The organism is Fictibacillus arsenicus (assembly GCF_001999465.1).
GTDB classification, from domain to species: Bacteria; Bacillota; Bacilli; order Bacillales; family Fictibacillaceae; genus Fictibacillus; species Fictibacillus arsenicus.
Genome location: NZ_MQMF01000001.1, coordinates 1,330,713 through 1,357,028, shown reverse-complemented (window position 1 = coordinate 1,357,028; position 26,316 = coordinate 1,330,713). Strand labels below are relative to the sequence as shown.

The following is a 26,316-nucleotide window of genomic DNA, read 5'->3' as shown; positions in this document are numbered from 1 at the left end:
TTTTGCTCAAAAAAGAAGCCGACATCCATGAGTCAGCTTCTTCTTTGTTTCTTTTTATCGTGCTGATGCTTCTTTCTTGATAGATCTCTCCAACTCAAACCAATAGTCAGCGAGTGTTTCCATCCCTTTATCGAAATTTTCCAGATGGAAGTGTTCGTTTGGTGCATGGAAGTTCTCTGTTGAAAGACCAAAGCCCATCAAAACAACAGGGATGTTTAACATTTGATCGAACGTTGCAACGATTGGAATGGATCCCCCGCCGCGAGTGAAGGCTGTTGGTACGCCGTACACTTTTTCATAAGAACGTGCTGCTGCCTGAATGGCAGGATGGTCAAACGGTGTTACATAAGGTGCTCCTTTATCAAAAAGAGAGACCTTAACGTCAATGCCAACTGGCTTATGCTTTTCAATGTGAGCCTTTACTTTTTCAATGATCTCGTCCGGCTCTTGGTTCGGTACGAGGCGGCAGCTGATTTTCGCATGAGCCTCTGCAGGGATGACTGTCTTGATGCCTTCTCCTTGGAAGCCTCCCCAGATACCGTTAAGCTCCAATGTCGGGCGTGCCCATGTGCGTTCGATGTGAGAATAGCCTTCTTCACCTGTAAGCTCTGTTACGCCAAGCTGCTGTTTAAGCGCTTCTTCTGTTAGCGGAAGAGCACGGAACGCTTCTCTTTCTTTTTCTGTTAGCTCTTGAACGTTATCATAAAAGCCATCAACTAAAATACGTCCGTTTTCGTCACGGAAAGATTGCAGAAGTTCAGTAATCGCATGCAATGGATTTTGAACTGCTCCGCCATAAAGACCTGAGTGAAGATCGCTGTTTGGTCCTGTTACGTCAACTTGCATCGCACACATGCCACGCAGTCCGTAGCAGATCGCAGGTTTTCCGCGGTCAAGCATGCCTGTATCGGAGATCACGATCACATCTGCTGCTAAAAGTTCTGTGTTATTTTCGATAAACTTTGGAAGGCTCGGACTGCCGATTTCTTCTTCTCCCTCGATACAAAACTTAAAGTTAAGAGGAAGAGTTCCCTCTGTTTCTAAAATAGCCTGCAAGACTTTTAAATGCATGAACGTTTGGCCTTTATCGTCAGATGCACCGCGCGCATAAAGTTTGTTGTCACGAATCGTAGCTTCATAAGGAGGCGTCTCCCAAAGCTCGAGCGGATCAACAGGCTGAACGTCATAATGTCCATAAACGAGCACAGTCGGTTTTCCTTCTGCTTTTAACCAGTCCGCATAAACAACAGGGTGTCCATCTGTCTCGTGAATCTTCACGTTTTCCATGCCGATTTTCGATAGCTCGTCTGCGATCCACTCAGCGCCTTTTCGAACGTCTTCCTTATGTTCTGGCAGTGCGCTCACACTTGGTATAGCAAGCCAGTCTGTTAACTCTTTTAAATGGGTATCACGGTTTTCTTTTAAGTAGCTCGTAATCTGTTCTGTCATCTAAAGTCCTCCTTATGTATGGTTACGCTTTACTTCTTAGTTTAATAGAGTTCAGCTCGGAAATGAAATATTCTTTATCGTCTTTTTTAGCGATGTTTTCAGCAGAGTTAGACGCAAGTGAAAAGTACTCCTCCATTTTCGCTTCTTCACCTTTAACCATATACGCCCGGGCAACCGCTTCATAGGCAAAAGCTAAGTCAAAATCTCCGAAGCTGTTTTTAAGACGGATTTCCAGAGATCGTTCACCATGAAGCAATGCTGAATCACCCATTTTTAAGAGGGAATAGACTCTAGAAATCTGCCATTCGCCGCGTGCATAGTTCCGCGGGGTTCCGGCTATGCCCCAATGAAAACGGGAAGCGTGCGTGGTATGGATCATCTCGAGGTCTTCCTCTTTCGAACGTTCCTTCTTTTCTATGAGATCCCATGTTTTATTAAAATTTTCCACCGCTTGTTTGCGATGCCATTCATCTTTTGTAAACTTGTCCATCCATTTCACACACCTTATGTATTTGTGGTTTACTAAAGGTAAAGCTAACGGTAAAGATATTCTGTAAAAATGAACGTAACCCTTTTAAAAGTTTAAATAGAAAGAAGTGCAGGCACCTTGAATAAAAAAATCGGATTTATCGGATTTGGTAAAATGGCACAGGCGATGGCAGGCGGGATGATTCATTCTGGATTAGTCAGAGCGGATCAGATTATGGCGAGCATGCGGACGGAGAAAACAAGAACGCTTGCAGCGGAACAGTTCGGAATAAAAGTATCAGCGTCTAACCGTGATGTGGCTGCATTCGCAGATGTTTTATTCCTAGCGGTTGCTCCCTATACGTATTTTGAAGTGATAGAAGGAATAAAAGAAGACATTAAACCTGTAGCTATTATCATTACCGTTGCAGCGGGTATTACGACATCAGATGTAGAGAACGCGTTCGGTAAAAAGGTAAAAGTGGTGCGAACGATGCCCAATACGCCTTCTCTTGTAGGAGCTGGTATGACCGCTGTTTCGGTGAACAGAGAAATTACAGATGAAGATCTGGAATCAGTCGAAAAATTAGTAAGCAGTTTTGGAAAAGTAGAGATTATTGCAGAATCGCAAATGGATGCGATCCCGGCGATCAGCGGTTCTTCGCCTGCGTATGTTTATATGATGATTGAAGCGATGGCAGATGGCGGCGTAAGGCAGGGTCTTTCTCGTGATCAGTCTTACCGTTTAGCTGCTCAAGCTGTCCTGGGAGCCGCACAGATGGTTCTTGAGACAGGAAAGCACCCTGGGGAGTTAAAAGATCAAGTGACATCACCAGGCGGGGCAACGATCGCTGCGGTTTCGACGCTTGAACAAGAGCGCTTTCGCGGCGCCATATTAGCTGCAATGGACAGCTGTACAGCGAAAGTAAAAGAATTGGGGAAAAAATAATGAGCTTTAAAGAATTAGGCATATCAAATGCTCTTGTAGATGTTTTACTACAGAACGGAATTGGTGAACCGACACCAATTCAAAAAGAAACGATCCCCATTATTTTAGATGGAAAAGATGTGGTAGGGCAGGCACAGACAGGAACGGGAAAAACTCTTGCCTTTGTGCTGCCGATTCTTCAAAAAATAGATAGTGAGAATCCTTACATTCAAGGTTTGATCGTAGCTCCGACTAGAGAGCTTGCCATTCAGATTACAGCGGAAGTTAGAAAGCTGACAGAGCCGCTGAATGAAATTAACGTCCTTGCCGTTTACGGGGGACAGGATGTTATCGCACAGATGCACAAGCTGGAAGGGAAGGTACATCTAGTAGTAGGGACGCCTGGCAGACTGCTTGATCATATTCGCCGTGAAACGATCGATTTATCTAAAGTATCAACATTTGTGCTTGATGAGGCCGATCAGATGCTGCATATTGGTTTTTTAACAGACATTGAAGACATCATGGAACAAGTACCAGAATCTCGCCAGACCTTGCTTTTTTCAGCAACGATGCCGGATGAAGTGAAGAAGCTGGCTCAGACTTACACAAAAAATCCGCGGGATATTCACATTAAAACGAAACAGATTACGCTGAAGGAAATTCGGCAGCGTGTCGTAGAAACGACGGATCGAGGCAAGCAGAACGATCTTGTTCAAACCATCCGTTTATTGCGTCCATACCTCGCTATTATTTTTTGCCGGACGAAGCGAAGGGTAAGCAAATTAAATGAGGCGCTGCAAAATATGGGGTATAACGCTGATGAACTGCATGGTGACCTTTCACAAGCGAAAAGAGAAGACGTCATGAAACGTTTTCGTGAAGGAGAGATTCAGTTTCTTGTGGCAACAGACGTGGCAGCACGCGGTTTGGACGTAGAAGGTGTTACACATGTTTTTAACTATGATATTGCGCTTGATACAGAAAGCTACATTCATAGAATCGGAAGGACAGGCCGTGCGGGAGGAAAAGGGTTAGCTGTAACGTTTGTGGCACAAAAGGATCGAAGGCTGCTTCAGATGATCGAACGAGAGACAAATCAGAGATTGAAAGCTCTGAAACTCGAATATTTATAGAATAATTTTTTATGAATTTTAAAGGGAAAATGAGGTAAAAAAAGTAATATTTTTTACAAAAACGGGTAATCCTTCAGGGGGACCCGTTTTTTTGTGGGTATATAATACCAACTATTATTACCAGGTATTAAAAAAGTTGCTTCATAAAACAAACCTTGTTACGATAATGAGGTACAAGAATTCAAAAGAGTCAGATTTAGAGGAGTTGAGCAAATGAAAGATCTACAATCGTTTGGCTGGTATGCAGCAAAAATCGCTCCCAAGCTGCCGAAAGAGGCTTTCAAACCGGTACCATCACGGTTATGGGGAGGACTTGTCTATTTATTGATCGCAATCGCCGGTATTTTGGTTATCGGTTTATTAAATAATCTGCATCCTTGGTTAGGAATTGGTATTGCCGTAATTTTGGGTACATGTTTCGCAGGGATGGGCTTTTTAGGACATGAGATCTTGCACGGAACGGTCATTCGCAAGCCTTGGCTGCGTGACTTTTTAGGAGCCGTGGCATTCTGGCCGTTAAGTGTTGGACCGAAGCTTTGGCGTAAATGGCATAACACAACACATCATGTTCACACACAAGAGGACGGGGAAGACCCTGATGCGTGGCCGACATTAGAAAACTTGTCACATAAGCCTTTCTTACAAAAAGTGTACAAGCTTCCAATGTGGATGCGTTCCATTGTTAGTTTTGCTTTTCTATCGATTTCATTTACAACGCATGGACTCTTCATGTTCAAGCGCTTTATTAAAGAATTTAAGCCAAGCAAACGTCCATCTGTGTGGCTTCAGCTATTGCTGCCTTGGGCAACTTGGCTCGGACTATTAGTATGGCTTGGTCCAGTGAAATGGTTCTTTGCGGTATTGCTTCCGCTATTAATTGCGAATGCGATTGTAATGAGCTATATTTCAACAAACCATCGTCTAAATCCAATGACTGACGTGAACGATCCGCTCGCAAACAGCTTAACGGTCACTGTACCAAAATGGGTGGACGTGCTTCATTTTAACTTCTCTTACCATACGGAACATCATTTGTTCCCAGGTATGAGTCCAAAATATTATCCGCTCGTTAAAAAGCATATTAAGGAAATGTGGCCTGAACGCTATCACGAGATGCCGCACTGGAAAGCATTAGTGACGTTATGGAAAACACCGCGTGTGTACTTCAATCAGCATCAATTCGTAGATCCTGCACCAGGCAACGTATATCCTTCGCTAGGACATGGTCTGAATCCTGACCAAGTATCTTATCAAAAAGGTGAAGCATCAGATCGAGAAATGAATTCTCCAAAAGGAACACCGAAAAGCATCCATTAATCTGGGTGCTTTTTCTTTTTCCAATTAACTGTAAAACTCATTTATAATGAAAGGCAGGGGGGAAAGATGTTGAAAAATTTACAGGAAGATATTCGAGAATTTTTAGGATTTTACAAGGAACTCTTATTAGAAGTTCTGCCTGCCGAACGTATCCATGGCATTTATTTATACGGCTCTTTAGCACTGGATGCCTTTGATCCGGATACGAGTGATATTGATTTCGTTACGGTCATTAAAGGGCGGATTGGAAAGAAAACAGAGAATTTATTGAAGCTTGTCCATTTAAGAAGCAATTCACATTTTTTTGGTACCAGGATGGATGGCTGCTATGTCACGCTTGATCAAGCAGGGAAGGTATATTGCGAAATAGAGGAATATCCGTTCTTTGCTGATGGGAAACTTCACAAAGGACACTATGATTTAAACTACATAACTTGGTGGACACTTCAGAACAAAGGTGTCGTCGTATACGGTGAACCTATTTCTTCTCTAAATTTAGATATGAAGTGGGAAGATGTTCAAAAAACATTGAATTATAATGTAAATACATATTGGAATGAAAAATTAGATCGAGACATGTGTTTCTTTTATGACGATTGGATTGAGTTTGGTATCATTACGTTATGCAGAATTTTATTGTCGCTTGAATACAGGAAGGTTTTTAACAAGAAAGAAGCTGTTGCTAAAGCAAGGGCGGTATTGCCTGCAAGGTATCATCCGATTTTGCTGGAGGGACTTAGAATAAAAACAAATTCAGAGTCCGAGTCTTACTATCATTCAAAAGAAGTACGGAAAGAGGATATGAAGCGGTTTGTTGAGTATGTCATTACGTACTGCAATGAGACTTATCAGCTTCAAAGGGCGTAATAATTAGAGGCTGTTTTCATAAAGCTGTTTTCGCAAGCTTTGTTGCTTTTGGAAGTGGTTAATTTCCATTGCAGGACTCGCTTTCCGAAGGGTGTGCGGTGAGCCCATTCGTCGCCTTGCGACATTGAACGGTCTCACATGTCCCACTCATCCAGCAGGAGTCTCGCCCTTCCACTCCAATCAACTAGTCAAAGAAGCGTTCTCAACCAAAAGTTTATAAGCAATAACTGAAATATAGAGTAAGATTGAGGGGATTATTTTGAAAAAAGAAATGCATTGTGAGAGCTGTTTGATGCCGATTAAGACAAGGGATGATTTGATTACGGTATGGGCATTTTTTAAAGTTCGTCCGTATCATAGATCTTGTTATGAGAATTCGTTAAAAGGGGCTGCTCTTTTCGTAGGTAATCAGCCGATAAACGGATTTTCTGGAAACTTTACAGCCCTAGTAGCATTTATATTAGCGTGGATTCCGTTGTTTACGGATGTTACTTGGGGACTAACGGTTGTTTGTGTGTTGATTGTAATTATGCGTTTATATTCGATCATTCGTTTTGAAAAACAGCTGCCTCTATAAAAACAGCGTGCTCTCCGTTTTTGGATAGCACGCTTTCTTTTATTAAGCCTTTACTCGGTAAACACGAGCTTCATAAGGGTTTAGTGAAATGCTAGTCACATCGCCATGTGCTGCGACTTCTTCGTTTGCTAGAAGCAGATTCTCAGAGTGTAACGAAAGCTCTGTTTCAAACAATGCTTCCTTTTTAGAAAGGTTCGTGATGACAACTACTTGTTCTTCACCTAGTGTGCGTGTGTATGCGTAGATTTGCTTGTCATCTTCAAGCAATAAATCATACGTTCCATATGTGAAAATCTCGTTCTCTTTCTTTAGAGAGATCATCTTTTTGTAGAAGTTCAAGATCGACTTCTCTTCTTGTTCCTGTTTTTCTACGTTAATTTCTGTATAGTTAGGATTCACTTTCATCCAAGGTGTTCCGTTTGTAAATCCAGCGTTGGCTTCGCTGTTCCATTGCATTGGAGTACGGCTGTTATCACGGGAAGATGCCCAGATCACGGTCATGATGTCTTCGTGCGAAACGCCTTCTTCTCGCTTAATGCGGTACATGTTTTTAACCGCTACATCATCATAGTCTTCGATGGAATCAAACTGAACGTTCGTCATCCCGATCTCTTGGCCCTGATAGATAAACGGCGTTCCTTGCATAAGGAAGTACATTGCACTCATGCTTGTTGCACTTTGGTACCAGAACTCTTTGTCGTTGCCCCAAGTGGAAACGACACGTGCCTTATCATGGTTCTCTATGAATAAAGCGTTCCAGCCTTCTTTTTCAAGACCTTTCTGCCAGCGAGTCAGGACTTTCTTTAACTCTACGATATCAAGGTCAGGATTCGTTTCAGCATCCCAAAGACCAAGGTGTTCGAATTGGAAGATCATATCCATCTTTCCTTGTTCTTTACCAACCCAAAGGTCTGCTTCGTCGATTTTAACTCCGTTTGCTTCACCGACTGTCATAACATCGTAGTTCGCGTATGTGCGGTCTTTGAACTCTTGAAGGAACGTATGGATGCCTTTTTGGTTCATATGCATGTCGAACGAAGATACATACTTTTCGTTCTTCGGATTCGGCATGTCTGGAAAGCCTTCGCGTTTTTTAATATGGCTGATCGCATCGATTCGGAAACCATCGATTCCTTTATCAAGCCACCAGTTTACTGTATTGTAAAGAGCTTCACGCACTTCAGGATTTTCCCAGTTCACGTCAGGCTGTTTTGTTGAGAAAACATGAAGGTAATATTGGCCAGTTTTTTCGTCATATTCCCAAGCAGAGCCTGAGAAAATGCTTTCCCAGTTGTTTGGCTCTTTACCGTCTTTGCCGTCTCTCCAAATGTACCAGTCACGCTTCGGATTATCCTTTGATGAGCGGGACTCGATAAACCATTGATGCTCATCACTTGTATGGTTAAGAACGAGATCAATGATCAGCTTCATATCACGCTTATGCACTTCAGTTAAAAGGGCATCAAAGTCTTCCATGGTCCCGAAGTCTTCCATAATGTCCTGATAGTCAGATATGTCATATCCATTATCATCGTTCGGAGACTTGTACATTGGACAGATCCAGATGACATCAATTCCTAAATTTTTAATGTAATCCAATCGTTGGATGATACCTTTTAAATCACCGATTCCATCTCCGTTTGAATCTTGGAAGCTGCGAGGGTAAATTTGATAGCCAACGGCTTCTTTCCACCAAACTTTTTCCATAATGTTACCTCCATCATCTCTTAACAACAGGGCAGGGGATACCAAAAACGGCTCCCCATAGTCTGTTAGTTTTCTAATTCTAAAGTTACGGCTACACCAGCGTGATCTGAGACCACCGGCGTTTCTTTCCCGTTAAAACGAACGTAAGAAGTTTTTACGTTAAGCGGTTTGCTGCATAAGATATAGTCAATTCTTCGTCCGTCGTCTTTACCGTTTTGATTCCAGCCGGCGATGGCGCCTTTGATGGTTATTCCATCATCTTTTTTATTAGCCAATTCATACGTATCGTAAAAGCCGTTTGATGTTACATAATCAAATCCTTCGTCTCTCACGTTAGCATCATTGTTTAAATCGCCCATTAAAAAGGATAATCCGCTTTCTGGCACATGCTTAAAGAATGCGTCGATTTGTTCTTTAAACGGTGCTGTTTCATCGTTCCACCAGCCAAAATGGCCAGAGAAAAAGTTAAGTTCTTTTTCTTGATAAGAAACCACAGCTGAAACGATTTTTCTTGTTTTCCAGTTGTTCATGTCCTGAAGTTCTGTAACAAAAAAGCTATCGTTTGACTTGATTGGATGTCGGCTTAAAATAGCCAGACCTTCTTCATACGTTTCAAAACCATAATGAGCCATGTCCCAAACAAAATCATAATCGTGAACGTCAAGTTCCTGTAACAGCTGAATTAATACCAAGGCATAATTATTTTGTTTAATGTTGCCATTCACTACAGGTGAGTCGATCGACTGCATGACCTCTTGAAGTGCGATCAAATCATAACGCTCGCTCGCAATATCGCGAGCAAGCATCTCTAATTTTTCCATCTGGTTCTCTTCTTGCCAGCCATGGACGTTTAACGTTAGAAGTTTCATTAATTACATCCCCAAACGATCTTGAATATCAGATTTCAATACGTCCGCTTTTGGTCCGTAAATCGCTTGAACACCTTTATCTTTAATAATGAGACCAAGTGCGCCGTTATCTTTCCATTCTTTTTCAGTCGCAACACCTGCAGTGTTTTTAACCGTTACACGAAGGCGAGTCATACATGCATCAACATCTTCAATGTTATCAGCTCCGCCTAACAGTCCGATGATTGCAGACGCTTGAGAATTATCAGATCCTGCTGCTGCATCATTTTTAGCAGGTGCAGCAGATTCACCTTCCGTTGTTTCGATATAGTTACCTGCACGGCCTGGTGTCGGCAGATTGAACTTTTTGATCAGCACATAGAAGATCGAGAAGTTCAGTCCGAAGAATACGATACAAGTAAGTGCAAAGTTGATTAAGTCTCGTGTTAATCCTGCTTTTACAAGCAATGGTGTGCGTGTTAGTAATTCGATAAAACCAAATGCGTGAACACGTACATGGATAAGGTCAGCCACTGCGAATGCAAGACCTGTTGTGATCGCGTACACTACATAAAGCAATGGTGCTGCAAACATAAACATAAATTCGATCGGCTCTGTAACACCTGTTAAAAATACAGCAAGTGCTGCAGATAAGAACATAGATTTATACTTTTTGCGCTTGTCTTTATCAACGTTCATGTACATCGCAAGTGCGATTGCTACTAGAGAAGCTGTTGAAAGTACAACTTGTCCCATTTTAAACCGGGCAGGAACAACATCGTTCAATAGTGCCTGGTACGCTTTTGTATCGCCAGCTTGCAAGAAGTTGTTCAGATCATTGATCCATGCAAGCCATAGAGGATCTTGTCCGGCTACAGAAGAGCCTGCACCAGAACCAGTCATGATTTGGTACGTTCCGCCAAGTTCTGTATAGTTGATCGGCACCGTTAACATGTGGTGAAGACCGAACGGCAATAATAGACGCTCAAGTGTACCGAAAACAAATGGTGCGATAACTGGAGCCGTATTTCTTGATGTTGCGATCCATTTACCAAAGTCATTCAAAAGACCTTGGATAAACGGCCAAACTAATGCAAGAATCAGTGCCGTAATGACAGACCATAAAATAACGGCAAATGGTACAAAACGCTTTCCGTTAAAGAATGCTAAAGCATTTGGAAGCTTGTTGTAGTTGTAATACTTATTAAATAGAACGGCACCTAGGAAACCGGAAATGATACCGATAAAAACACCCATGTTAAGAGCAGGAGCTCCTAGAACAGATGTGAAGTAATCGCCAACGATCAGTTCACTGCCAAAAAGGGATTTTACTTTTGCCCCTTCTTCAAGCATCATTGCACTGTTTACACCAAAGATAGCACCAGTAATACGGTTAATAAGGATAAAAGCGATGACTGCTGCAAATGCACCGCCAGCACGTTCTTTAGCCCATGAACCACCAATGGCTACTGCAAATAAGATGTGCAAGTTTGTGATGATTGCCCATCCGATGTCTTCCATTACTCGGGCAATCGTTTGCACCAAAGTAATGTCGCCACCTGACATAGCAATAACCTTACCTAGTGATATCATTAAACCGGCAGCTGGCATAACGGCTACTACTACGAGCAGTGCTTTACCAAGCTTTTGCCAGAAATCAAACGAAATTAGTTTTCCACGTTGTTTCAAAACGATTTCCTCCTTTAAGTATATATCTTTTGTTGCGTTTTTGAAATCGCATTCAATAGATTGCAAAAATTATTTATGAATCGCTTACAAATTTGTATATGCAAGTAGGTGCAATCGTTTGCATAAATGGATTGTAAAATAAAACGGTTACATTTACAAGCGATAAATTTGAAAAAGGATATAAAAGTTTTTCCAATCCCGGTGTATACGGCAGTAGCAAACTTTTAAAGATGATATATAGGGGCACGCGTGAAACTCGAAGGTTTCTGTGTGGAACTTATGGGGTTACGCGTGAAACGAAAAGGTTTTGGCGTGAAACAGAGGAGTGTTTGCGTGAAACTAGTCTATCATTGAGCGAACGTGTAATAAATAAAAGAACACGTACCGTAAAATCTTGATTGATAGAGCTGGCTCCTAATTGATGAGCCAGCTTTACCATTCAAGCGAATACTTTTAAATTGCTTTTCACCGTTCCTACTTTACGCATACCAATCATCGTAGAAAGTATGCCCGGAGTATCAAGAACAAAACGGATCAATTGATCAGCGTTTTGTTCTTGATTTTCACGCAGTCTCCCGCAATCAAGCGGTGCGCTTGTGGTCACATACACGTCCAGTTCTTCCGCTGTTTGAAATAAAGAGCGCTATTTGCCGCATACTTGCTGATTTTGATCGGTTAATGCCTTTTGGTTATAAAAATTGAAAGGAGTTTGGATAAAACGGAAATGGTGAGATGAACCCGCTACTTTCTTTGCGGTATTTATCACTTTTTCAAAAGATAAATAACCCGGAGCACCTGGATGATCAGTAAAGGCCGACCAGACCGCCATACCATAGAAACGAATTGTGCCACGTTCGACTTGACCTTCATAAAACTTGAATAACATTTCTAATTCTTTAAAAAATTTTTCATCCCCCAAAATGTGCTTGGAGATTTCAGGATTATGTATATAGTGGATATCAATCATGTTGAGATTCATATGCTTTAAACTTTGCTCAATAGCAAAATCATAATACGAAGGCTTTAACACATGTTTATGATTATCGATAATCTGTAGGTCTTTTTCATGAAGTATTCCAGGAGCGAGCAGTTTTTCTTCTAAGTAGTTTTCAGGGCGCAGCTGCAAATCGATATCTCCTGGGATGATACCGGCTTTCGTCGAAATAACAATGTCATCTCTATTAATTCTGTCTTCCTTAAATAATTTAGATAACACAGCTCCGACATCTCTTTCCGATCTCATGCCCCGATAATTGATTGCAGTATCTATGAAGTTGATGCCATTGTATAAAGCGAATTCAATAGACTCCTGATATAAAGCTGAATCAACTTCATTCATGTCACCTAGATGTGTTCCTATTGCAATGCGTGATACGTTAAACCATGGCGTTTTTTGTTTCAAGACACTCGTCTCCCTTCAAAATTAATCCTACCTAAATTATACCATTTTTAAAATATGTGATTAAAGAACCATGAGTATTTTCTTATTTTTATACATTGTTAAAATAGGCGAAGGCTTTTGATGATTGCTTATTGAATAAAGATGTTTAGAAACAAATGTGTAAACATGATAAATAGAAATTGAATAAATATGCATATATTAGTATAATTACTTTCGGATTAAAGGAAGGGGAGAAAGAAAAATATGAAAAAACATTGGTTTGCCGGGGTGTTAAGTGTCAGCTTACTAGCTTCGACACCTTATGCAGTAACAGCGGAAGCACCACAGAAACAGTGGAAGAATGTAAATGTAAGCGAAGAGGCAGATGGAAGTCCTTTTAACTCTGAGCATTATGATTTTGTAAAATATTCTAAGTTTGATGAAATACTTAAGAAGATCGATAAGGAAAGTGAACGTGTTTCGCTAGAGGTGACAGGGCATTCGGCAGATGGATATCCATTATATGCGCTCACCATCTCAAATCCTGAAGACAAAGGAAAATATGGTCATTATAAAAAACTGCGTAAGCAAATGATTAAAAATCCTGAAAAAGCACAAAAATGGGTTGCAGAAAATGGTGATTTTAAAGTGCCGGTTATGATTAACGGGTCCATTCATGGCACGGAATACATAGGCTCTGATGCTGTTCTTCAGTTAATCGAACGTTTTGCGTTTGAGAACGATGAGACGACAAAAGAGATTTTAGCTAGCAATATATTAATCTTCAACGTATCTGCAAATCCTGATGGACGTGTGGACGGCACTCGTTTTAACGGTGAGGGAATCGACTTGAACCGTGATTTCATTACGCAGTCTCAGCCTGAAACGAAGCAAACGGTTGATCTTATTACAGAATGGAATCCGATGGTCTTCTTAGATCTTCATGGATACGTAAACTGGATGGAAAATAAGCCAGGTTTGATCGAACCTTGCACACCGCCGCATAACCCTAACTATGAATATGATCTTTTTTCAAAGTGGGCGTTAGATCAAGCGGAAGCGATGGAAGCTGAGATCGTAAGCAATAAAGCAGAATATGAAAGTGAAACCTATCAAAATATGAGCGGGACATACATTCCTCAGCGGGATGATAGCTTTGGATGGGACGACTATCCGCCTATCTTTACCCCAATGTATGCGATGTATCATGGAGCTTATGGCTATACACTTGAAGCGCCGACAAATACGTGGGATGGCGTAAAGTGGACGAATGATGCAGTAATGGGAGCTCTTAAGTTTTCAACAGAAAATAAGAAGGGCATGCTGACGGATCAGATTGAAATTTTTAAGCGCGGAATTAATTTTGACCACCCTTATCATGAAGAAGGATTTTTCCCGAATGCTTACGTGCTTCCTGTAGATGAAAAAGATCCGACAGTGACAGAGAAGGCGGTCAACCATCTTCTTGATAACGACATTGCTGTTGAAAAAGTGAATAAAGCTTTCAATGCAGAAGGAGTAACTTACCCGGCAGGAACCTTTGTTGTACCGATGGATCAGGCGAAAGCAGGACTCGCAAACACAATGCTATGGAACGGTGAAGACATCACGAACGATACACCGGCTATGTATGACATTTCCGCTTGGAGCTTGCCAGAACTTTGGGGCTTTGAAGCCATTGACGTGAAGTCTGAATTAAACGCAAAAACCTCACCAGTAAAAAGCGTTGACTTCCATGGAGCTTTGAATGGAAAAGGTCCTTATGTGATTGAAAACAGCTCAGTAGAAGCGGTAAAACTGGTTAATGAATTGCTGCAAGCTGGTGCGGCAGTCTATAAAGGGGAAGACGGCAACTTTTACCTGGAGACCATTCCTGCAAAGAGTAAATCTCTTGTAAAAGAATCAGGTTTAAAGGTGGATACAGCAGCGATCCCATCAGAAAAGGAAAAACTGACTACTATAGAAGTTGCGATTTTAAAGGATGGCGGTATAAATAAAGCACAAACACATGCCGGCACTAAACTTGCACTCGAACGTCTCGGTTTTTCTGTAACAGAAGTAACACCTAAAGAGGTAGCTGAAAAAGGAATTTCAAACTTTGATGCGTTTATCTACAGCGGAACGGAACTGATGCTTCAATATGAAAAAGTTAGAGAAGCGAACAAGCCTTTTGTTGTAGGAACAAAAGAAGCATATGACAAGTTTGCAGAGAATGTTCAGGACTATGTAGATGGCGGCGGTAAATTTATCGCGGTTGGGGCAGGCGGTGCAAAGGCATCCAGCATGATGGGACTGACAGATGTTAAAGTGAATACCGGCGGGTCTGACAGCAACGGAATTGTGGAAGTAGCCTACGGTGAAGATGAGCTAAGCAAAGGCTATAAAGAAAATGACCTAGGTTTTGTTTATAAGCCCGTTTGGTTCACAGAGCTTGGTAAAGCGAAATCTGTTGCTTCGTTTAAAACAGGAGATTTCTTTGTGGCCGGACATTGGAAAAATAATGAGCTTGCAGCAGGACAAGCAGTTATCGTAGAAGAAACAGATGAAGATGTGACATTGATCGGACTTGAAGCAGGTTTCCGTGATCATACGGATTACTTATTCCGTCTATTATCTAACGCCCTTTATCAATAAAGTGAGACCTTTCTAATTGACATCCAAGCAAATGCTGCCTTATTTTTATATGTAAAGTTTACTGAGAACTTGCTTAAATAAGAGACCTGAAGAACATTGAAACCGTTGCTTTCCTTGTTCTTTGGTCTTCTTTAGTATCGTTATTTTTTAAAGTCGAATGTTTTAAAGCGTTTCCACAAGTGTAAATTATAAAGGTAAGCAGACGGAAAGGTGAGTGAGGTAATATGTTTAATAAATTATTTGGAAAAAAAGAAGTGAAAAAAGAAGAAACGATTATTGCTCCTTTAACAGGTAAAATCGTATCCATAGAAGAAGTGCCAGACCCAACATTTTCTCAAAAGATGATGGGAGACGGGATTGCGATAGAGCCAACAGAAGGCGTTGTTGTATCACCTGTTGACGGTGAAATTGTACAGTTTTTCCACACGAAGCATGCGATCGGTATCCAGTCTGAATCTGGCGCTGAAATCTTAATCCATGTGGGGCTGGAAACAGTGAACATGAACGGAGAAGGTTTTGAAGGCCACGTGAATGTTGGAGATAAAGTAAAAGCTGGCGATAAGCTGCTATCCTTTGACTTAGATCTCATTAAAGAAAAAGCAGCAAGTACTGTGACGCCAATCGTTATCACAAATGGAGATGCTGTTGAATCTTTGGATAAGCGGGCTGCCTCAGAAGCAATTAAAGGCGAAACATCTTTGCTGCAGATTAAGATGAAATAAAGAAAAAAATCAGGCTTATTTGGCCTGGTTTTTTTGTAAAGAGGGTGTTGATTTCCGTTCCAGGATGCTCGCTTTCCACGGGGCGTGCGGTGAGCCCACTCGTCGCATGCCTAGCGAGAAGATTCTCATGTGGTAGGCACGCACCTTCCACTCCAATCAACTATTCAAAGATGCCCTTAAAACCATCCAAAGCAACGATTTATAAATCCATAAAATACAGGGGGAGGCAATGATGAAAAAAGGAATTATCTCTTTAGGTGAAGCGCTTGTTGATTTTATCCCTACTGATGAAACGAATTCGATGTACTATAAACGTCCGGGCGGTGCTCCTGCTAATGTTGCGGTGGGTGTCGCGCGACTTGGATCAGATGCTGTTTTTTTAGGCAAAGTCGGGGACGATGTTCTCGGTGACTTTTTGATTGATACATTGAAAAGTTACGGTGTGAATGCGTTTCATGTCTATAAAACCGAAGCAGTCCGAACAGGAGCTGTTTTTGTAACGTTATCTGAAAAGGGACAAAGGTCATTTGACTTTTACATTGATCCGAGTGCTGATCGTTTCTTAGAAGAAAAGAACATACAGGCTAGTCTGTTCAAGGATAAAAAAATTCTTCATATCGGCTCTATTTCTTTGATTGCTGAACCATCCAAAAGTGCTACAGAAAAAGCCGTTAAACTCGCGAAAGAGAACGGCATGTGGGTTTCTTTTGACCCGAACTTAAGGCTCTCGCTTTGGAAGACACCTGCATTGGCACGTGAGACCATTCTTTCTATGCTTCCTCATGCAGATATTGTTAAGCTTTCTGAAGAGGAGCTTGAATTTATTACAGGGTTAAAAAAGGTGGAGGAAGGTATTAAAGTGCTTCAGCAATACAATATCCCGCTGCTTTTTATCACCCTTGGAGATGACGGCAGCTATGTCGTAACGAAAGATGGCGGTGAGTATATTCCGGCAAAAGGTGTTACAGCCATTGATACGACGGGAGCAGGGGATGCATACGTTTCAGCAGTATTGCATCTGTTAAATGAATACAAGGGGACACTAGAGGAACTTAGTCTCGATGAAGCAGCCGATATGGCGGTTTTCGGCAGTATTTCAGGAGCGCTTACGGTATCGAGTAAAGGTGCGATGACATCTCTGCCTACTTTGGAACAAGTTAAAGAGGAACTTGCACAATTGAGGCAATAAAAGCATATAATAGGAAAATATTTTGACTAATGTTTTTGTTTTTTGGTAATATTACTTTATTATAAAAACATGATATACAGCTGTGAAGGATGAATAGTAGCTAATCTGAAACTCTTTTAAGCGAGCCGGGGGCGGTGCAAGCCCGGTAAGAGGCATTAGTGAAACGGCAATCCGGAGCTGTTTTTGAAAAGAGGATTCGTTTTACATACGGACGGATCAACTAGGGTGGAACCGCGGGAGATACAACTCTCGTCCCTGGGCATAGCGCCTTGGGACGGGAGTTTTTTATTTTTTTTATAAAAGACGAACGGTCCATAAGGCATAATCCGAATGGGAGGAATTACAATGTCAAAAAACATGGAAACCATCACAAATCATGCGAAACATCGTGGTTTTGTATTTCCGGGGTCTGAAATCTATGGAGGTCTTGCGAACACATGGGATTACGGTCCGCTTGGTGTTGAACTGAAGAACAACGTGAAAAAAGCTTGGTGGAAAAAATTTGTTCAAGAGTCTCCTTATAACGTAGGTTTGGATGCAGCAATCCTTATGAACCCTCGTACGTGGGAAGCATCAGGACATATCGGCAACTTCAACGATCCAATGATGGACTGCAAAAACTGTAAAGCGCGTCACCGTGCAGATAAGCTGATTGAAGATGCAGCAGATCAAGCAGGTAAAGAGATCATCGTAGACGGACTTCCTTTTGAAAAGATGGAAGAGTTAGTGAAAGAGTACAACATCGCTTGTCCTGAGTGTGGAAGCCATGACTTTACAAGCATCCGCCAATTCAACTTGATGTTCAAAACGCACCAAGGTGTAACAGAATCAAGTTCAAACGAAATCTACATGCGTCCGGAAACTGCACAAGGAATTTTCGTTAACTTTAAAAATGTTCAGCGTACGATGCGTAAAAAATTGCCGTTCGGTATCGCACAGATCGGTAAGAGTTTCCGTAACGAGATCACGCCAGGTAACTTCACGTTCCGTACGCGTGAGTTTGAACAAATGGAGCTTGAGTTTTTCTGTAAGCCAGGAAGCGAGATCGAGTGGTTCAACTATTGGAAAGATACAGCTGAAAACTGGCTGAAGTCATTAGGTATGACGGAAGAGAACCTGCGTCTTCGTGACCATAATGAGGATGAGCTTTCTCACTATTCTAACGCGACAACTGACTTTGAATATAAGTTCCCGTTCGGATGGGGAGAGCTTTGGGGTGTTGCATCCCGTACAGACTTTGATTTAAAGCGTCACATGGAGTTCTCTGGTGAAGATTTTAACTACATTGACCAAGAAACAAACGAACGTTACATTCCTTATTGTATCGAACCTTCTCTAGGTGCTGACCGCGTAACGCTAGCGTTCTTAATCGATGCTTATGAAGATGAGGAATTAGAAGACGGTACAAGCAGAACGGTGATGCACTTGCACCCGGCATTGGCACCTTATAAAGCAGCAATCCTGCCATTGTCTAAGAAGCTGTCTGAAGAAGCGACTGAAGTGTTCAGCTCGCTTGCTAAAGACTTCAATGTAGATTATGACGAAACAGGATCGATCGGTAAACGTTACCGCCGACAAGATGAGGTTGGTACGCCGTTCTGTATCACGTATGACTTTGATTCTAAAGATGATGGCATGGTAACTGTTCGTGACCGTGACACGATGGAACAAACACGTGTGAAGATTGCTGATCTTAAAAGCTTTATCGAGGAAAAAGTACAGTTTTAACTTTTTTGCTGTTAGATGTGGTTGATTTCCGCTCCAGCTGCTCGCTTTCCGGGGGGGCGTGCGGTGAGCCTCCTCGGCGCTTTGCGCCCACAGGAGTCTCACCTGTCCCGCTGATCCCCCAGGAGTCTCGCACCTTGCGCTCCAATCAACTTTCAAAAATAGAGCACACATTTGCGATTGCGATGTGTGCTTCTGTTTTTTCTGTGTCGTTTATTTTACAATAGACAATGAGAGATAAAACTTTGATGCCTATTCAGGCTTTTGTTGGAGGTATACATATGAACGAGGGACGTATTCAAAAGGTTAAAGATTGGTTAAAAGAAGAAGGTCATTCTTTAGCCTTCATTCATACGACGGCGAACGTTTTTTACTTGTCTGGTTTGTACACAGATCCGCATGAGCGTGTGCTTGGTGTTGTTGTGCTGCCTGATGGTGATCCGTTCATGGTTTGTCCGGGAATGGAGCGTTCACAAGCAAAAGGTGCAGGCTGGACACACGAGATTGTTGGATACAGCGATTCTGAAGATCCGTGGGCTAAGGTTCATGAAACTTTGGCTAGCCGCAGTGTGACGGCTACATCTTCTATTGCAGTTGAAAAAGAAACACTCCCATATGCTCGCGGTGAAAAGCTGCTTGGGATGTTTGATGGTGCAAAATTAGTTGGAGCAGAAGAATTGCTGAATGAGCTTCGTTTAATAAAAGAAGATAGCGAACTTGAAACGTTACGAGAAGCGGCACGTTTAGCGGATTACGGAGTTGAAGTTGGTGTAGCGGCACTTAAAGAAGGCGTTACAGAGATGGAAGTGCTCGCAAAGATCGAGTATGAACTGAAGAAAAAAGGCATCAGCCAAATGTCGTTTTCGACAATGGTGCTGTTTGGAGAGAAAGCAGGACAGCCTCATGGTAAACCAGGCTTAAGAAAACTCCAGCATGGTGATTTTGTATTGTTTGACTTAGGTGTTGTTTTGGATGGCTATTGCTCTGACATCACACGTACGGTAGCGTTCGGTAATCTAGATGAGAAGCGCCGTGAGATTTACGATACAGTGCTTCAAGCACAATTGAAGGCGCTGGAAGCTTCTAAGCCGGGGACGCGCATCGGAGACCTTGATGTAATTGCGCGTAAACACATTACAGAAGCAGGCTATGGAGACAACTTCCCGCACCGCATTGGGCATGGCTTGGGTATCGATGTTCATGAGTTCCCGTCCATGAGTGATAACAATGATGGCGTGCTTCGTGAAGGTATGACATACACGATCGAACCAGGCATCTATATCGATGACATCGGCGGCGTGCGTATTGAGGATGACGTTTATGTGACTGCTGATGGGCATGAAACATTGACGAAATACCCTAAAGAATTGCAGATTATTAAATAAAAATAGATGAAATAAAGAGGGATGACTCGTGATCGAGTCATCCTTTCCTTTTTAGCGGGTCTTGAGAGGGGCATTTGGCTGTGTGATAGCGGTTTTAAGTATAAATATTCGATTATTACAGGGTAATGCACTTTTTATCCACAGTAATTTGGTTTTTATACAGGGTAATCTAAAATATATCCACAGATAAAAATATTTATCAAAATTTCGACAAAGTAAGTTTAAAACTTAACTAACTTTAGTTCTACTTGTTTGTCTAAATCCGCATCCCACAATCTTTGAATCTCAAATGTTCCGCTCTCAAAAAATAATGGAAAACGTTCTTTAAACCAGTTTTGCATAGGCAGTTCAAGAGCTTCAGAAATCGGCACCCAAACAAGCTCTCCTTCAGGCGGATCTTCCAGCAGCTCGCCAGAAAACGTACCAGTCCAATAGTTAAACACCATGTATCGTACGTTTTCTTTCGGATTAACATATTCGTCAATTCCTTTAAAAACGAGATTGGAGACATCGAGTCCAGTTTCTTCTTTTACCTCTCTAATTGCACCATCTATTAAACTTTCAGGGAAATCAACTTTGCCTCCTGGGGCTAGGTAGCCAGGAAAACTTCTTTCGTTGGGACGCTTAATCAGAAGAACTTTGTCTCTATCTTGTACCATACACATTGTAAGAAGGCGGTGTTCGATTTGCATTGTGTAGGACTCCTTTAAACCGTTTTACTTATTTTAACATTTAATAAAAAGAGCAGAGAACTTCTCTGCCCTTAAAATTTTTTCTTCATCAGCCATCTATATACCACAAACAGCACTGCAAATATCAATAAAACAACAATCAACGTAAGCGTCCGTTCACCTGGCATGCCGTCTGCCATCAATACCGGACCGATTCCGAAAAAGGCTACTAGCAAAAAGGCAATTCCAAAAACAATCCTCAGCACGATTTTCATTTTTGTCACCCCTTATCTATTCTATGACAGAGGCAGCACATAAAACATCATAAGAAAATGTAAAACACTTCCTGCTAAAACGAACAGGTGCCAAACCGCGTGGTGAAAGGGAAAGCTGCGCCACACATAAAAGATACTGCCGAGCGTGTAGATGATCCCGCCAGCAACAAGCAGCTGAATTCCTTCAGGAGGCATGTTAGCCGAGATATCTTGAAGCGCAAATGTGATCAGCCAGCCCATTGCTACATAACCAAGGGTGGACAATACAACAAACTTCTTTGTAAAAAAGACTTTAAAGACAACGCCAAATGCGGCAAGCCCCCAAACGACTCCGAACAATGTCCAGCCCAGTGCACCGCCGACAACGATCAGTACGATCGGTGTATACGTCCCAGCGATGAACAAGTAGATTGCAGCATGGTCCATGATCTCAAATATATCTTTTACCCGTCCTTTAGGAAAAGCGTGTACGAGAGTGGATGCTGTATAAAGCGCCAGCATCGTTCCGCCAAATACGGCAAAACTTACAATATGAACAGCTGTCCCTTTCCAGACTGCAAACACGAGCAGAATGGAAGTGACGGCTACACTTAAAAGGACACCGATACCATGCGTGATGGCGTTCGCTATTTCTTCCCGTTTTGTAAATACATGTGTACTCATTCCGTTCACCTTCCTTTACATTGTAGTAAGTATAACAGAAATCAATACCCTTTAATCAAATAACGACTTTAAGATTTTATGAAATAGAGGGAATTGATTTGTAAAGAATGAAATATATAGGATTATAGACTTTAACGATAAAGAGAGGGTCATGGTCATGGAAATAACACGTTATGAATCTATCTCTGCATTTTATGATGAAGTGGAAACGTTCTTGCTTGATCAGGAAGACAGAGCACAGATTATGCTGGGGAATTGTCTGCGAAACAAAGATAGAGTGTGGGAAAAAGAAAAACCATTCTTAGCGACAGTAAAGAAAGACGGAAAAATCATGCTCGCTGCCATGCTGATTCCACCGCATGCCATCTTGCTTTTAGAAAAAGAAGAAGCGGATGGTATCGAAGCAGCTCCTCATCTGGCTGAATATTTAATAAAAGAAAAGTATGCGATACAAAAAGTACATGCACCAAAAACAGTCGGGAAAGCTTTTTCCGAGCATTGGACAGCAGCACATCATTTGGAAGAAAAAGTGCTAATGGATGTGCGCTTGTATACGCTGCAGTCTGTTATACAGCCTGCGGTACGTCCAGGGAAATTACGGCTCGCAACCGAAAGTGACTTAACGTTTTTACCACAGTGGATCGGTGAGATGACAGGTGAAATCAATCAGCTCATGACGCGTGAAGAAGCAGTAGAATATGCAAATACCAGAGTAAGAGATGGCTTCCTGTTTATTTGGGAAGATGGTGGGAAAGCCGTATGTATGGCTTCTAAAACAAGACCTAATGTTAAAGGAGTAGCCGTAAATCTTGTGTATACGCCAAAAGAGCTGAGAGGAAAAGGCTACGCAAGTGCCTGTGTTGCCGCATTAAGTGAACACCTTTTACAAGAAGGATATGAATTTTGTTCCTTATTTACGGATTTAGCGAATCCAACTTCAAATAAAATCTATCAAAATATTGGATATCAACCTGTATGTGATTTCGTTGAATTTAAGTTTAACGAAAAAAGAGCAGAGACACCGGCTTAATTACCGGTATGCACTGTTCTTTTCTTTTTGTTCAAGGTAATCGTTGATGTATCGTTTATCGCTCTTTAATAATCCTTCTGGAAGCCGTTCTGCAGGAAAGTAGCGGAAATCATAAGATTCATCTTCATCTATTAACATAGTGCCTTTTACTTCTGTTGCCGTATAGACAGCGGTTACGCAATAGAGTTCATCACCATTTGGAACTTTTAAATAATGGTCTGCTCCTGAATATACGTGCTGCTGTGTTAGGCCGCTAATCTCGAGACCTGTTTCTTCTTTTACTTCACGAATGGCTGTTTCTTCAAAACTTTCACCTAGTTCCATTAAACCGCCAGGAAGTCCCCAGCCCCCATCCCTGCGGTGCTGCAGCAGTATTTCTTCGTTTTTGTTTACAATGATTACAACTGATCCGGGTAAAATAAGCGGTGCACTTCCTACGTGTTTTCGAAGATCCTCATAATATGCCATCTAACCTCTCCTCTCTTTAACCAACATTTTACAGAAATCATGATAAAATTTCACCTGAAAATGGAGACACTGTTAGAAACAATGAATGAGGAGCAGAATGGATGGAAGCTTATGCAAGACCTAGAGTGGTTGTCAGCAAGTGTTTGGAATTTGACGCGTGCCGCTACAACGGTGATGTGATCTATAATGATGTGATTAAAAAATTAATAGAGTACGTAGATTTTGTCCCAGTATGTCCGGAAGTGGAGATTGGCCTCGGAACACCGAGGGAGACAATCAGAATTGTAAAACAAGGAGAAGACCATTTGCTGCTTCAGCCTTCTACAAAACGAGACGTAACAAAAGAAATGACTTCGTTCTCAGAAAACTATCTAGCGAACGTAAAGGATACAGACGGGTTTATTTTAAAAACACGCTCACCTTCATGCGGAATAAAAGAGGTAAAAGTGTATGCGTCAACTGAAAAAGGTCCGGCGATCGGTCATGCAAGCGGTCTGTTCGGAGGAAAGGTCACGGAACTCTTTTCACATCTGGCCGTTGAAGAGGAAGGAAGGCTTAATAACTTTACGATCCGGGACCGGTTTTATACGAAACTTTTTACGTTAGCCTCTTTTCGCAGGTTGCTGCCTAAAGGGTTAGATGCCGTAAATGAATTTCATAAGAAGAATTACTACTTACTCATGGCATACAGCAAACCGACTTTAAAGGTGATGAACCGGATTTTAAAAAATGTCCATGAGATTGGTGAAGAGAAGACAGTTGAAGTATATGCAAAAGCACTGCACAAATTGTTTAACCGGGCAGCCCGAAATGATTCAAACCGCAGTGTTGCAAAAGAAATATTTCATCGATTTAAACACAAATTAACCGTAAGAGAAGTGGCTTTTTTTGAAGAGCTTCTGCAAAAATACGCCAACAAGAAGGAGCCGTTTTCAAGTATTACGACACTCTTAAAGTCACACGCTATTCGTTTTGACGATCACGAGGTTTTGCAGCAGACATTCTTTGCCCCATATCCTGAGATTCTGCTCGAGATCTCTGATTCAGGCAAGGGACGAGATTATTAGAAGTAAACTATATAAAGCTGGAATGGTTATACACGAAAGAAAAGTGCTTAAAGCAACGCCAGCCGCTGCAAACGAAGCATCTTCTCCATATTCTTGAGCGTACATCGAGATTGTAGGAGCAGAGGGCATCCCGGCTACTAAGAAGGCGACCGCGAAAAGCTGAAACGGCAATGAAAATAGTAAGAACGGCAGCAATAAAAGCGGAAATAGGATTAATTTGTAGAATGAGGCAAGCCAAAGAACTTTGTTTTTCAATAAAAGCTTTAAATCGGCAAAAGGCATCCCGCCTAATAAAGAACCGATCAACAGCATGGAAAGCGGCACAGTAGGTTTACCTGTCAGTTCTAGCGTATTAGAAATAACAACAGGAAGAGTTCCGGGCAGAATCATCAATAATAGACCGGCTAAGGTAGCAATAACACCGGAATTCAAGAAAACTTTTTGCCATTGGACGCTTTCTGCATTCCTTGCAAAAAGGTAGATCGCATATGTCCAGATATATAATAAATAAACGAAGTTAAATAGAGTGCCATAGAAAACTCCTTCTTTTCCAAACAATAAAAAGCAGACTGCGATGCCAAGAAAGCCTTGATTGCCAAAGATCATGATGCCTTCTAAGGCATTTTTCTTTTGAGTATTTGGTTTTAATTTTTTAACGGTAAAAGAGGAGATTATAGATGAAACGATGAGAACAAATGCTGATATAAAAGAGAGCCAGCCGAACTGAATTAAATTTTCAACTGAAAACTCGACATCCATCCCATATAAAATAAGCGCAGGCAGAGTGACGTTTAATATAACAGCCGTTAAAACTTTTTCACTGCCCTCGGGTAATATTTCTTTTTTTCGAAGCATGTAACCTATTAGGGCAATGCTGTACAATAGTGTTAATTCCTGTATGAAATAAGCGAACTGGTTCATTTTGTTTCCTCCCCATATAAAAGAGTATGGGCATGGGCTGAAATGGGTGAACACGATTGACGGGAAAGGGGGATGAAGTTCTTCATGTTTATAGCAAAGGGAGAAACTTTATTTAGGCAAGGGGAAGAAGGGCCTTTATTCAAACTTGATAAAGGATTATTAAAAATAGTCAGAGTACATGAGGATGGAAGCCAGTTATTATTAAATTTGATCGTTCCAGGTGAGATGATTCCGCATCATTCACTAACAAGCCATAAAGAATACAACGGCTCGGCGATTGCTCTTTTACCTTCAGAGGTCACAAGAATTGATTCGGAACAATGGTACAGGTCACTAGAGGAAGATCCTAAGGTCTTTAAAGAAGTAGCGCATCTTTTAGAAACAAAATTAAGAATGATGCAGCAAAGGATCAATCAGATGTCGACATTAACTCCGGAAGGAAAGGTCGCAAAGCTTCAAAAGTGGTTTGCGAGTTATTTTCCTGAAGTGCCTGTTGAAAAGGTTCTTACACAGGAGGAAATCGGCCAGTTTGTTGGTTTGAGAAGAGAAACGGTGAACCGGGTATTAAAAAAGCTTAAATGAATGTCAAAGAATTTATATACATGTGAACGCAAGAAATTCACTTCTTTAACAAATGATACAAGTATAACAGTTAAGGAGTGATATAGATGAAAAAAATCATACCAGCAGCATTAGCTTTTGCTTTATTATCCAGTGGATCTGTAACGGTTTTTGCACAACAAGCGGATAACGTTCAGGTTGTAAAAGAGAAAAGAGAACATCATTTCAGACACATGAAAAACTTAGAAGCCGAAGTACATAAGGCCAATGAGCTAAAAATAGAACGTCTTGAAATAAAAAAAGAGATTGTACAAAAGAAGGATCAGCTGTTCAGCCTTCACGTAAAAGCTGCTGAAGGTGGAAAGAAAGATACTAGAAGCGGGAAAAAGGCAATTTGGCAGGATATGAAGCAGATTCATGAAGACTTGAAAGCTTTAAAGCAAGAAGCGCATAAAACGAAAAAATCGATGCATGATGCCATGCGAGCTGATGATGAAAAACTCGCAAAAGAAAAAATGACTCAATGGCTGAGCATCAACGAAAAGATAAATAACAAACTTAGTGAAAAATCTCAGAAACTCGATGAGATCATAAAGCAATACAATTAAAACAAAAAAGTGTTGAAGCGCTTCTAACGC

At 41.4% G+C, this 26,316-nt stretch carries 26 protein-coding genes; 14 read left to right on the top strand and 12 right to left on the bottom strand.

Annotated elements, in window-relative coordinates; translation table 11 throughout:
• Positions 1-54: 54 nt before the first annotated feature.
• Complete coding sequence (locus tag UN64_RS06660) at positions 55-1,449, bottom strand: dipeptidase (protein WP_077360888.1); 1,395 nt, start codon at positions 1,447-1,449, stop codon at positions 55-57.
• A 22-nt stretch (positions 1,450-1,471) separates the two neighbouring features.
• Positions 1,472-1,939 (bottom strand): hypothetical protein, encoded by a 468-nt coding sequence (locus tag UN64_RS06655; RefSeq protein WP_077360886.1) that lies wholly within the window; start codon positions 1,937-1,939, stop codon positions 1,472-1,474.
• Between the two features lie 117 nt (positions 1,940-2,056).
• On the opposite strand from UN64_RS06655, the gene proC reads away from it, so the two are divergent.
• The 5 genes from proC to UN64_RS06630 all read left to right on the top strand — a co-directional run bounded on the left by proC (position 2,057) and on the right by UN64_RS06630 (position 6,742).
• Complete coding sequence (gene proC / locus UN64_RS06650; RefSeq protein WP_077360884.1) at positions 2,057-2,866, top strand: pyrroline-5-carboxylate reductase; 810 nt, start codon at positions 2,057-2,059, stop codon at positions 2,864-2,866.
• Positions 2,866-3,981, top strand: a complete 1,116-nt coding sequence (locus UN64_RS06645) for a DEAD/DEAH box helicase (protein WP_077360882.1) — start codon at positions 2,866-2,868, stop codon at positions 3,979-3,981. Before proC ends, UN64_RS06645 begins: the two co-directional genes overlap by 1 nt.
• A 213-nt stretch (positions 3,982-4,194) precedes the next feature.
• Positions 4,195-5,298: a Delta(10) desaturase DesB gene (gene desB, locus UN64_RS06640; RefSeq protein ID WP_077360880.1), complete on the top strand. Its 1,104-nt coding sequence runs from the start codon at positions 4,195-4,197 to the stop codon at positions 5,296-5,298.
• A 66-nt stretch (positions 5,299-5,364) separates the two neighbouring features.
• Positions 5,365-6,165 carry an aminoglycoside adenylyltransferase domain-containing protein gene (locus UN64_RS06635; RefSeq protein WP_077360878.1) on the top strand — a complete coding sequence of 267 codons (801 nt, stop codon included), beginning with the start codon at positions 5,365-5,367 and terminating at the stop codon, positions 6,163-6,165.
• Positions 6,166-6,424: 259 nt separating this feature from the next.
• Positions 6,425-6,742 carry a hypothetical protein gene (locus tag UN64_RS06630; protein ID WP_077360876.1) on the top strand — a complete coding sequence of 106 codons (318 nt, stop codon included), beginning with the start codon at positions 6,425-6,427 and terminating at the stop codon, positions 6,740-6,742.
• A gap of 42 nt (positions 6,743-6,784) precedes the next feature.
• Here UN64_RS06630 and UN64_RS06625 read toward each other — a convergent pair whose 3' ends face one another.
• The 5 genes from UN64_RS06625 to UN64_RS06610 form a co-directional block, all read right to left on the bottom strand.
• Entirely contained in the window at positions 6,785-8,449 is a 1,665-nt protein-coding gene (locus UN64_RS06625) for a glycoside hydrolase family 13 protein (RefSeq protein WP_077360874.1), read from the bottom strand.
• Between the two features lie 65 nt (positions 8,450-8,514).
• On the bottom strand, positions 8,515-9,318 hold the full coding sequence (locus tag UN64_RS06620) for an endonuclease/exonuclease/phosphatase family protein (RefSeq protein WP_077360872.1): 804 nt from the start codon (positions 9,316-9,318) through the stop codon (positions 8,515-8,517).
• Positions 9,319-9,321: 3 nt separating this feature from the next.
• The gene (locus UN64_RS06615) at positions 9,322-10,986 is read right to left on the bottom strand and encodes a PTS transporter subunit IIBC (protein WP_077360870.1); all 1,665 of its coding nucleotides are present in this window, start codon (positions 10,984-10,986) and stop codon (positions 9,322-9,324) included.
• A 439-nt stretch (positions 10,987-11,425) separates the two neighbouring features.
• On the bottom strand, positions 11,426-11,590 hold the full coding sequence (locus tag UN64_RS20805; protein ID WP_171978811.1) for a hypothetical protein: 165 nt from the start codon (positions 11,588-11,590) through the stop codon (positions 11,426-11,428).
• Between the two features lie 39 nt (positions 11,591-11,629).
• Positions 11,630-12,388: an aldo/keto reductase gene (locus UN64_RS06610; protein ID WP_077360868.1), complete on the bottom strand. Its 759-nt coding sequence runs from the start codon at positions 12,386-12,388 to the stop codon at positions 11,630-11,632.
• Positions 12,389-12,631: 243 nt separating this feature from the next.
• Between UN64_RS06610 and UN64_RS06605 the strand changes: the two genes are divergently transcribed.
• From UN64_RS06605 to UN64_RS06585, 5 genes are all read left to right on the top strand, one after another.
• On the top strand, positions 12,632-15,001 hold the full coding sequence (locus tag UN64_RS06605; RefSeq protein WP_077360866.1) for a M14 family zinc carboxypeptidase: 2,370 nt from the start codon (positions 12,632-12,634) through the stop codon (positions 14,999-15,001).
• A gap of 224 nt (positions 15,002-15,225) precedes the next feature.
• The gene (locus UN64_RS06600; protein WP_077360864.1) at positions 15,226-15,723 is read left to right on the top strand and encodes a PTS sugar transporter subunit IIA; all 498 of its coding nucleotides are present in this window, start codon (positions 15,226-15,228) and stop codon (positions 15,721-15,723) included.
• A 232-nt stretch (positions 15,724-15,955) separates the two neighbouring features.
• The gene (locus UN64_RS06595) at positions 15,956-16,912 is read left to right on the top strand and encodes an aminoimidazole riboside kinase (protein ID WP_077360862.1); all 957 of its coding nucleotides are present in this window, start codon (positions 15,956-15,958) and stop codon (positions 16,910-16,912) included.
• A gap of 345 nt (positions 16,913-17,257) precedes the next feature.
• A complete protein-coding gene (locus UN64_RS06590; protein ID WP_077360860.1) occupies positions 17,258-18,640 on the top strand; it encodes a glycine--tRNA ligase in 1,383 nt (460 codons plus the stop codon).
• Between the two features lie 278 nt (positions 18,641-18,918).
• Positions 18,919-20,022 carry a M24 family metallopeptidase gene (locus UN64_RS06585; RefSeq protein ID WP_077360858.1) on the top strand — a complete coding sequence of 368 codons (1,104 nt, stop codon included), beginning with the start codon at positions 18,919-18,921 and terminating at the stop codon, positions 20,020-20,022.
• A gap of 221 nt (positions 20,023-20,243) precedes the next feature.
• Here UN64_RS06585 and UN64_RS06580 read toward each other — a convergent pair whose 3' ends face one another.
• The 3 genes from UN64_RS06580 to trhA all read right to left on the bottom strand — a co-directional run bounded on the left by UN64_RS06580 (position 20,244) and on the right by trhA (position 21,631).
• On the bottom strand, positions 20,244-20,714 hold the full coding sequence (locus UN64_RS06580) for an 8-oxo-dGTP diphosphatase (protein ID WP_077360856.1): 471 nt from the start codon (positions 20,712-20,714) through the stop codon (positions 20,244-20,246).
• A 71-nt stretch (positions 20,715-20,785) separates the two neighbouring features.
• Positions 20,786-20,968 (bottom strand): DUF6954 family protein, encoded by a 183-nt coding sequence (locus UN64_RS06575; protein ID WP_077360854.1) that lies wholly within the window; start codon positions 20,966-20,968, stop codon positions 20,786-20,788.
• Positions 20,969-20,989: 21 nt separating this feature from the next.
• Complete coding sequence (trhA, locus tag UN64_RS06570) at positions 20,990-21,631, bottom strand: PAQR family membrane homeostasis protein TrhA (protein WP_077360852.1); 642 nt, start codon at positions 21,629-21,631, stop codon at positions 20,990-20,992.
• Between the two features lie 157 nt (positions 21,632-21,788).
• Between trhA and UN64_RS06565 the strand changes: the two genes are divergently transcribed.
• Entirely contained in the window at positions 21,789-22,661 is an 873-nt protein-coding gene (locus UN64_RS06565) for a GNAT family N-acetyltransferase (RefSeq protein ID WP_171978810.1), read from the top strand.
• Here the strand turns inward: UN64_RS06565 and UN64_RS06560 are convergent, their stop codons facing one another.
• A complete protein-coding gene (locus UN64_RS06560) occupies positions 22,662-23,129 on the bottom strand; it encodes an NUDIX hydrolase (RefSeq protein WP_077360848.1) in 468 nt (155 codons plus the stop codon).
• 101 nt (positions 23,130-23,230) lie between these two features.
• Here UN64_RS06560 and UN64_RS06555 point away from each other — a divergent pair, with 101 nt between their 5' ends.
• Positions 23,231-24,196 carry a YbgA family protein gene (locus tag UN64_RS06555; protein ID WP_077360846.1) on the top strand — a complete coding sequence of 322 codons (966 nt, stop codon included), beginning with the start codon at positions 23,231-23,233 and terminating at the stop codon, positions 24,194-24,196.
• Here UN64_RS06555 and UN64_RS06550 read toward each other — a convergent pair.
• Entirely contained in the window at positions 24,173-25,117 is a 945-nt protein-coding gene (locus tag UN64_RS06550) for an AEC family transporter (protein WP_077360844.1), read from the bottom strand. The two genes, UN64_RS06555 and UN64_RS06550, sit on opposite strands and share 24 nt — an antisense overlap.
• An 84-nt stretch (positions 25,118-25,201) precedes the next feature.
• Here UN64_RS06550 and UN64_RS06545 point away from each other — a divergent pair, with 84 nt between their 5' ends.
• Positions 25,202-25,699: a Crp/Fnr family transcriptional regulator gene (locus tag UN64_RS06545; protein WP_077360842.1), complete on the top strand. Its 498-nt coding sequence runs from the start codon at positions 25,202-25,204 to the stop codon at positions 25,697-25,699.
• Positions 25,700-25,785: 86 nt separating this feature from the next.
• A complete protein-coding gene (locus UN64_RS06540) occupies positions 25,786-26,286 on the top strand; it encodes a hypothetical protein (protein ID WP_077360840.1) in 501 nt (166 codons plus the stop codon).
• Positions 26,287-26,316 lie beyond the last annotated feature (30 nt).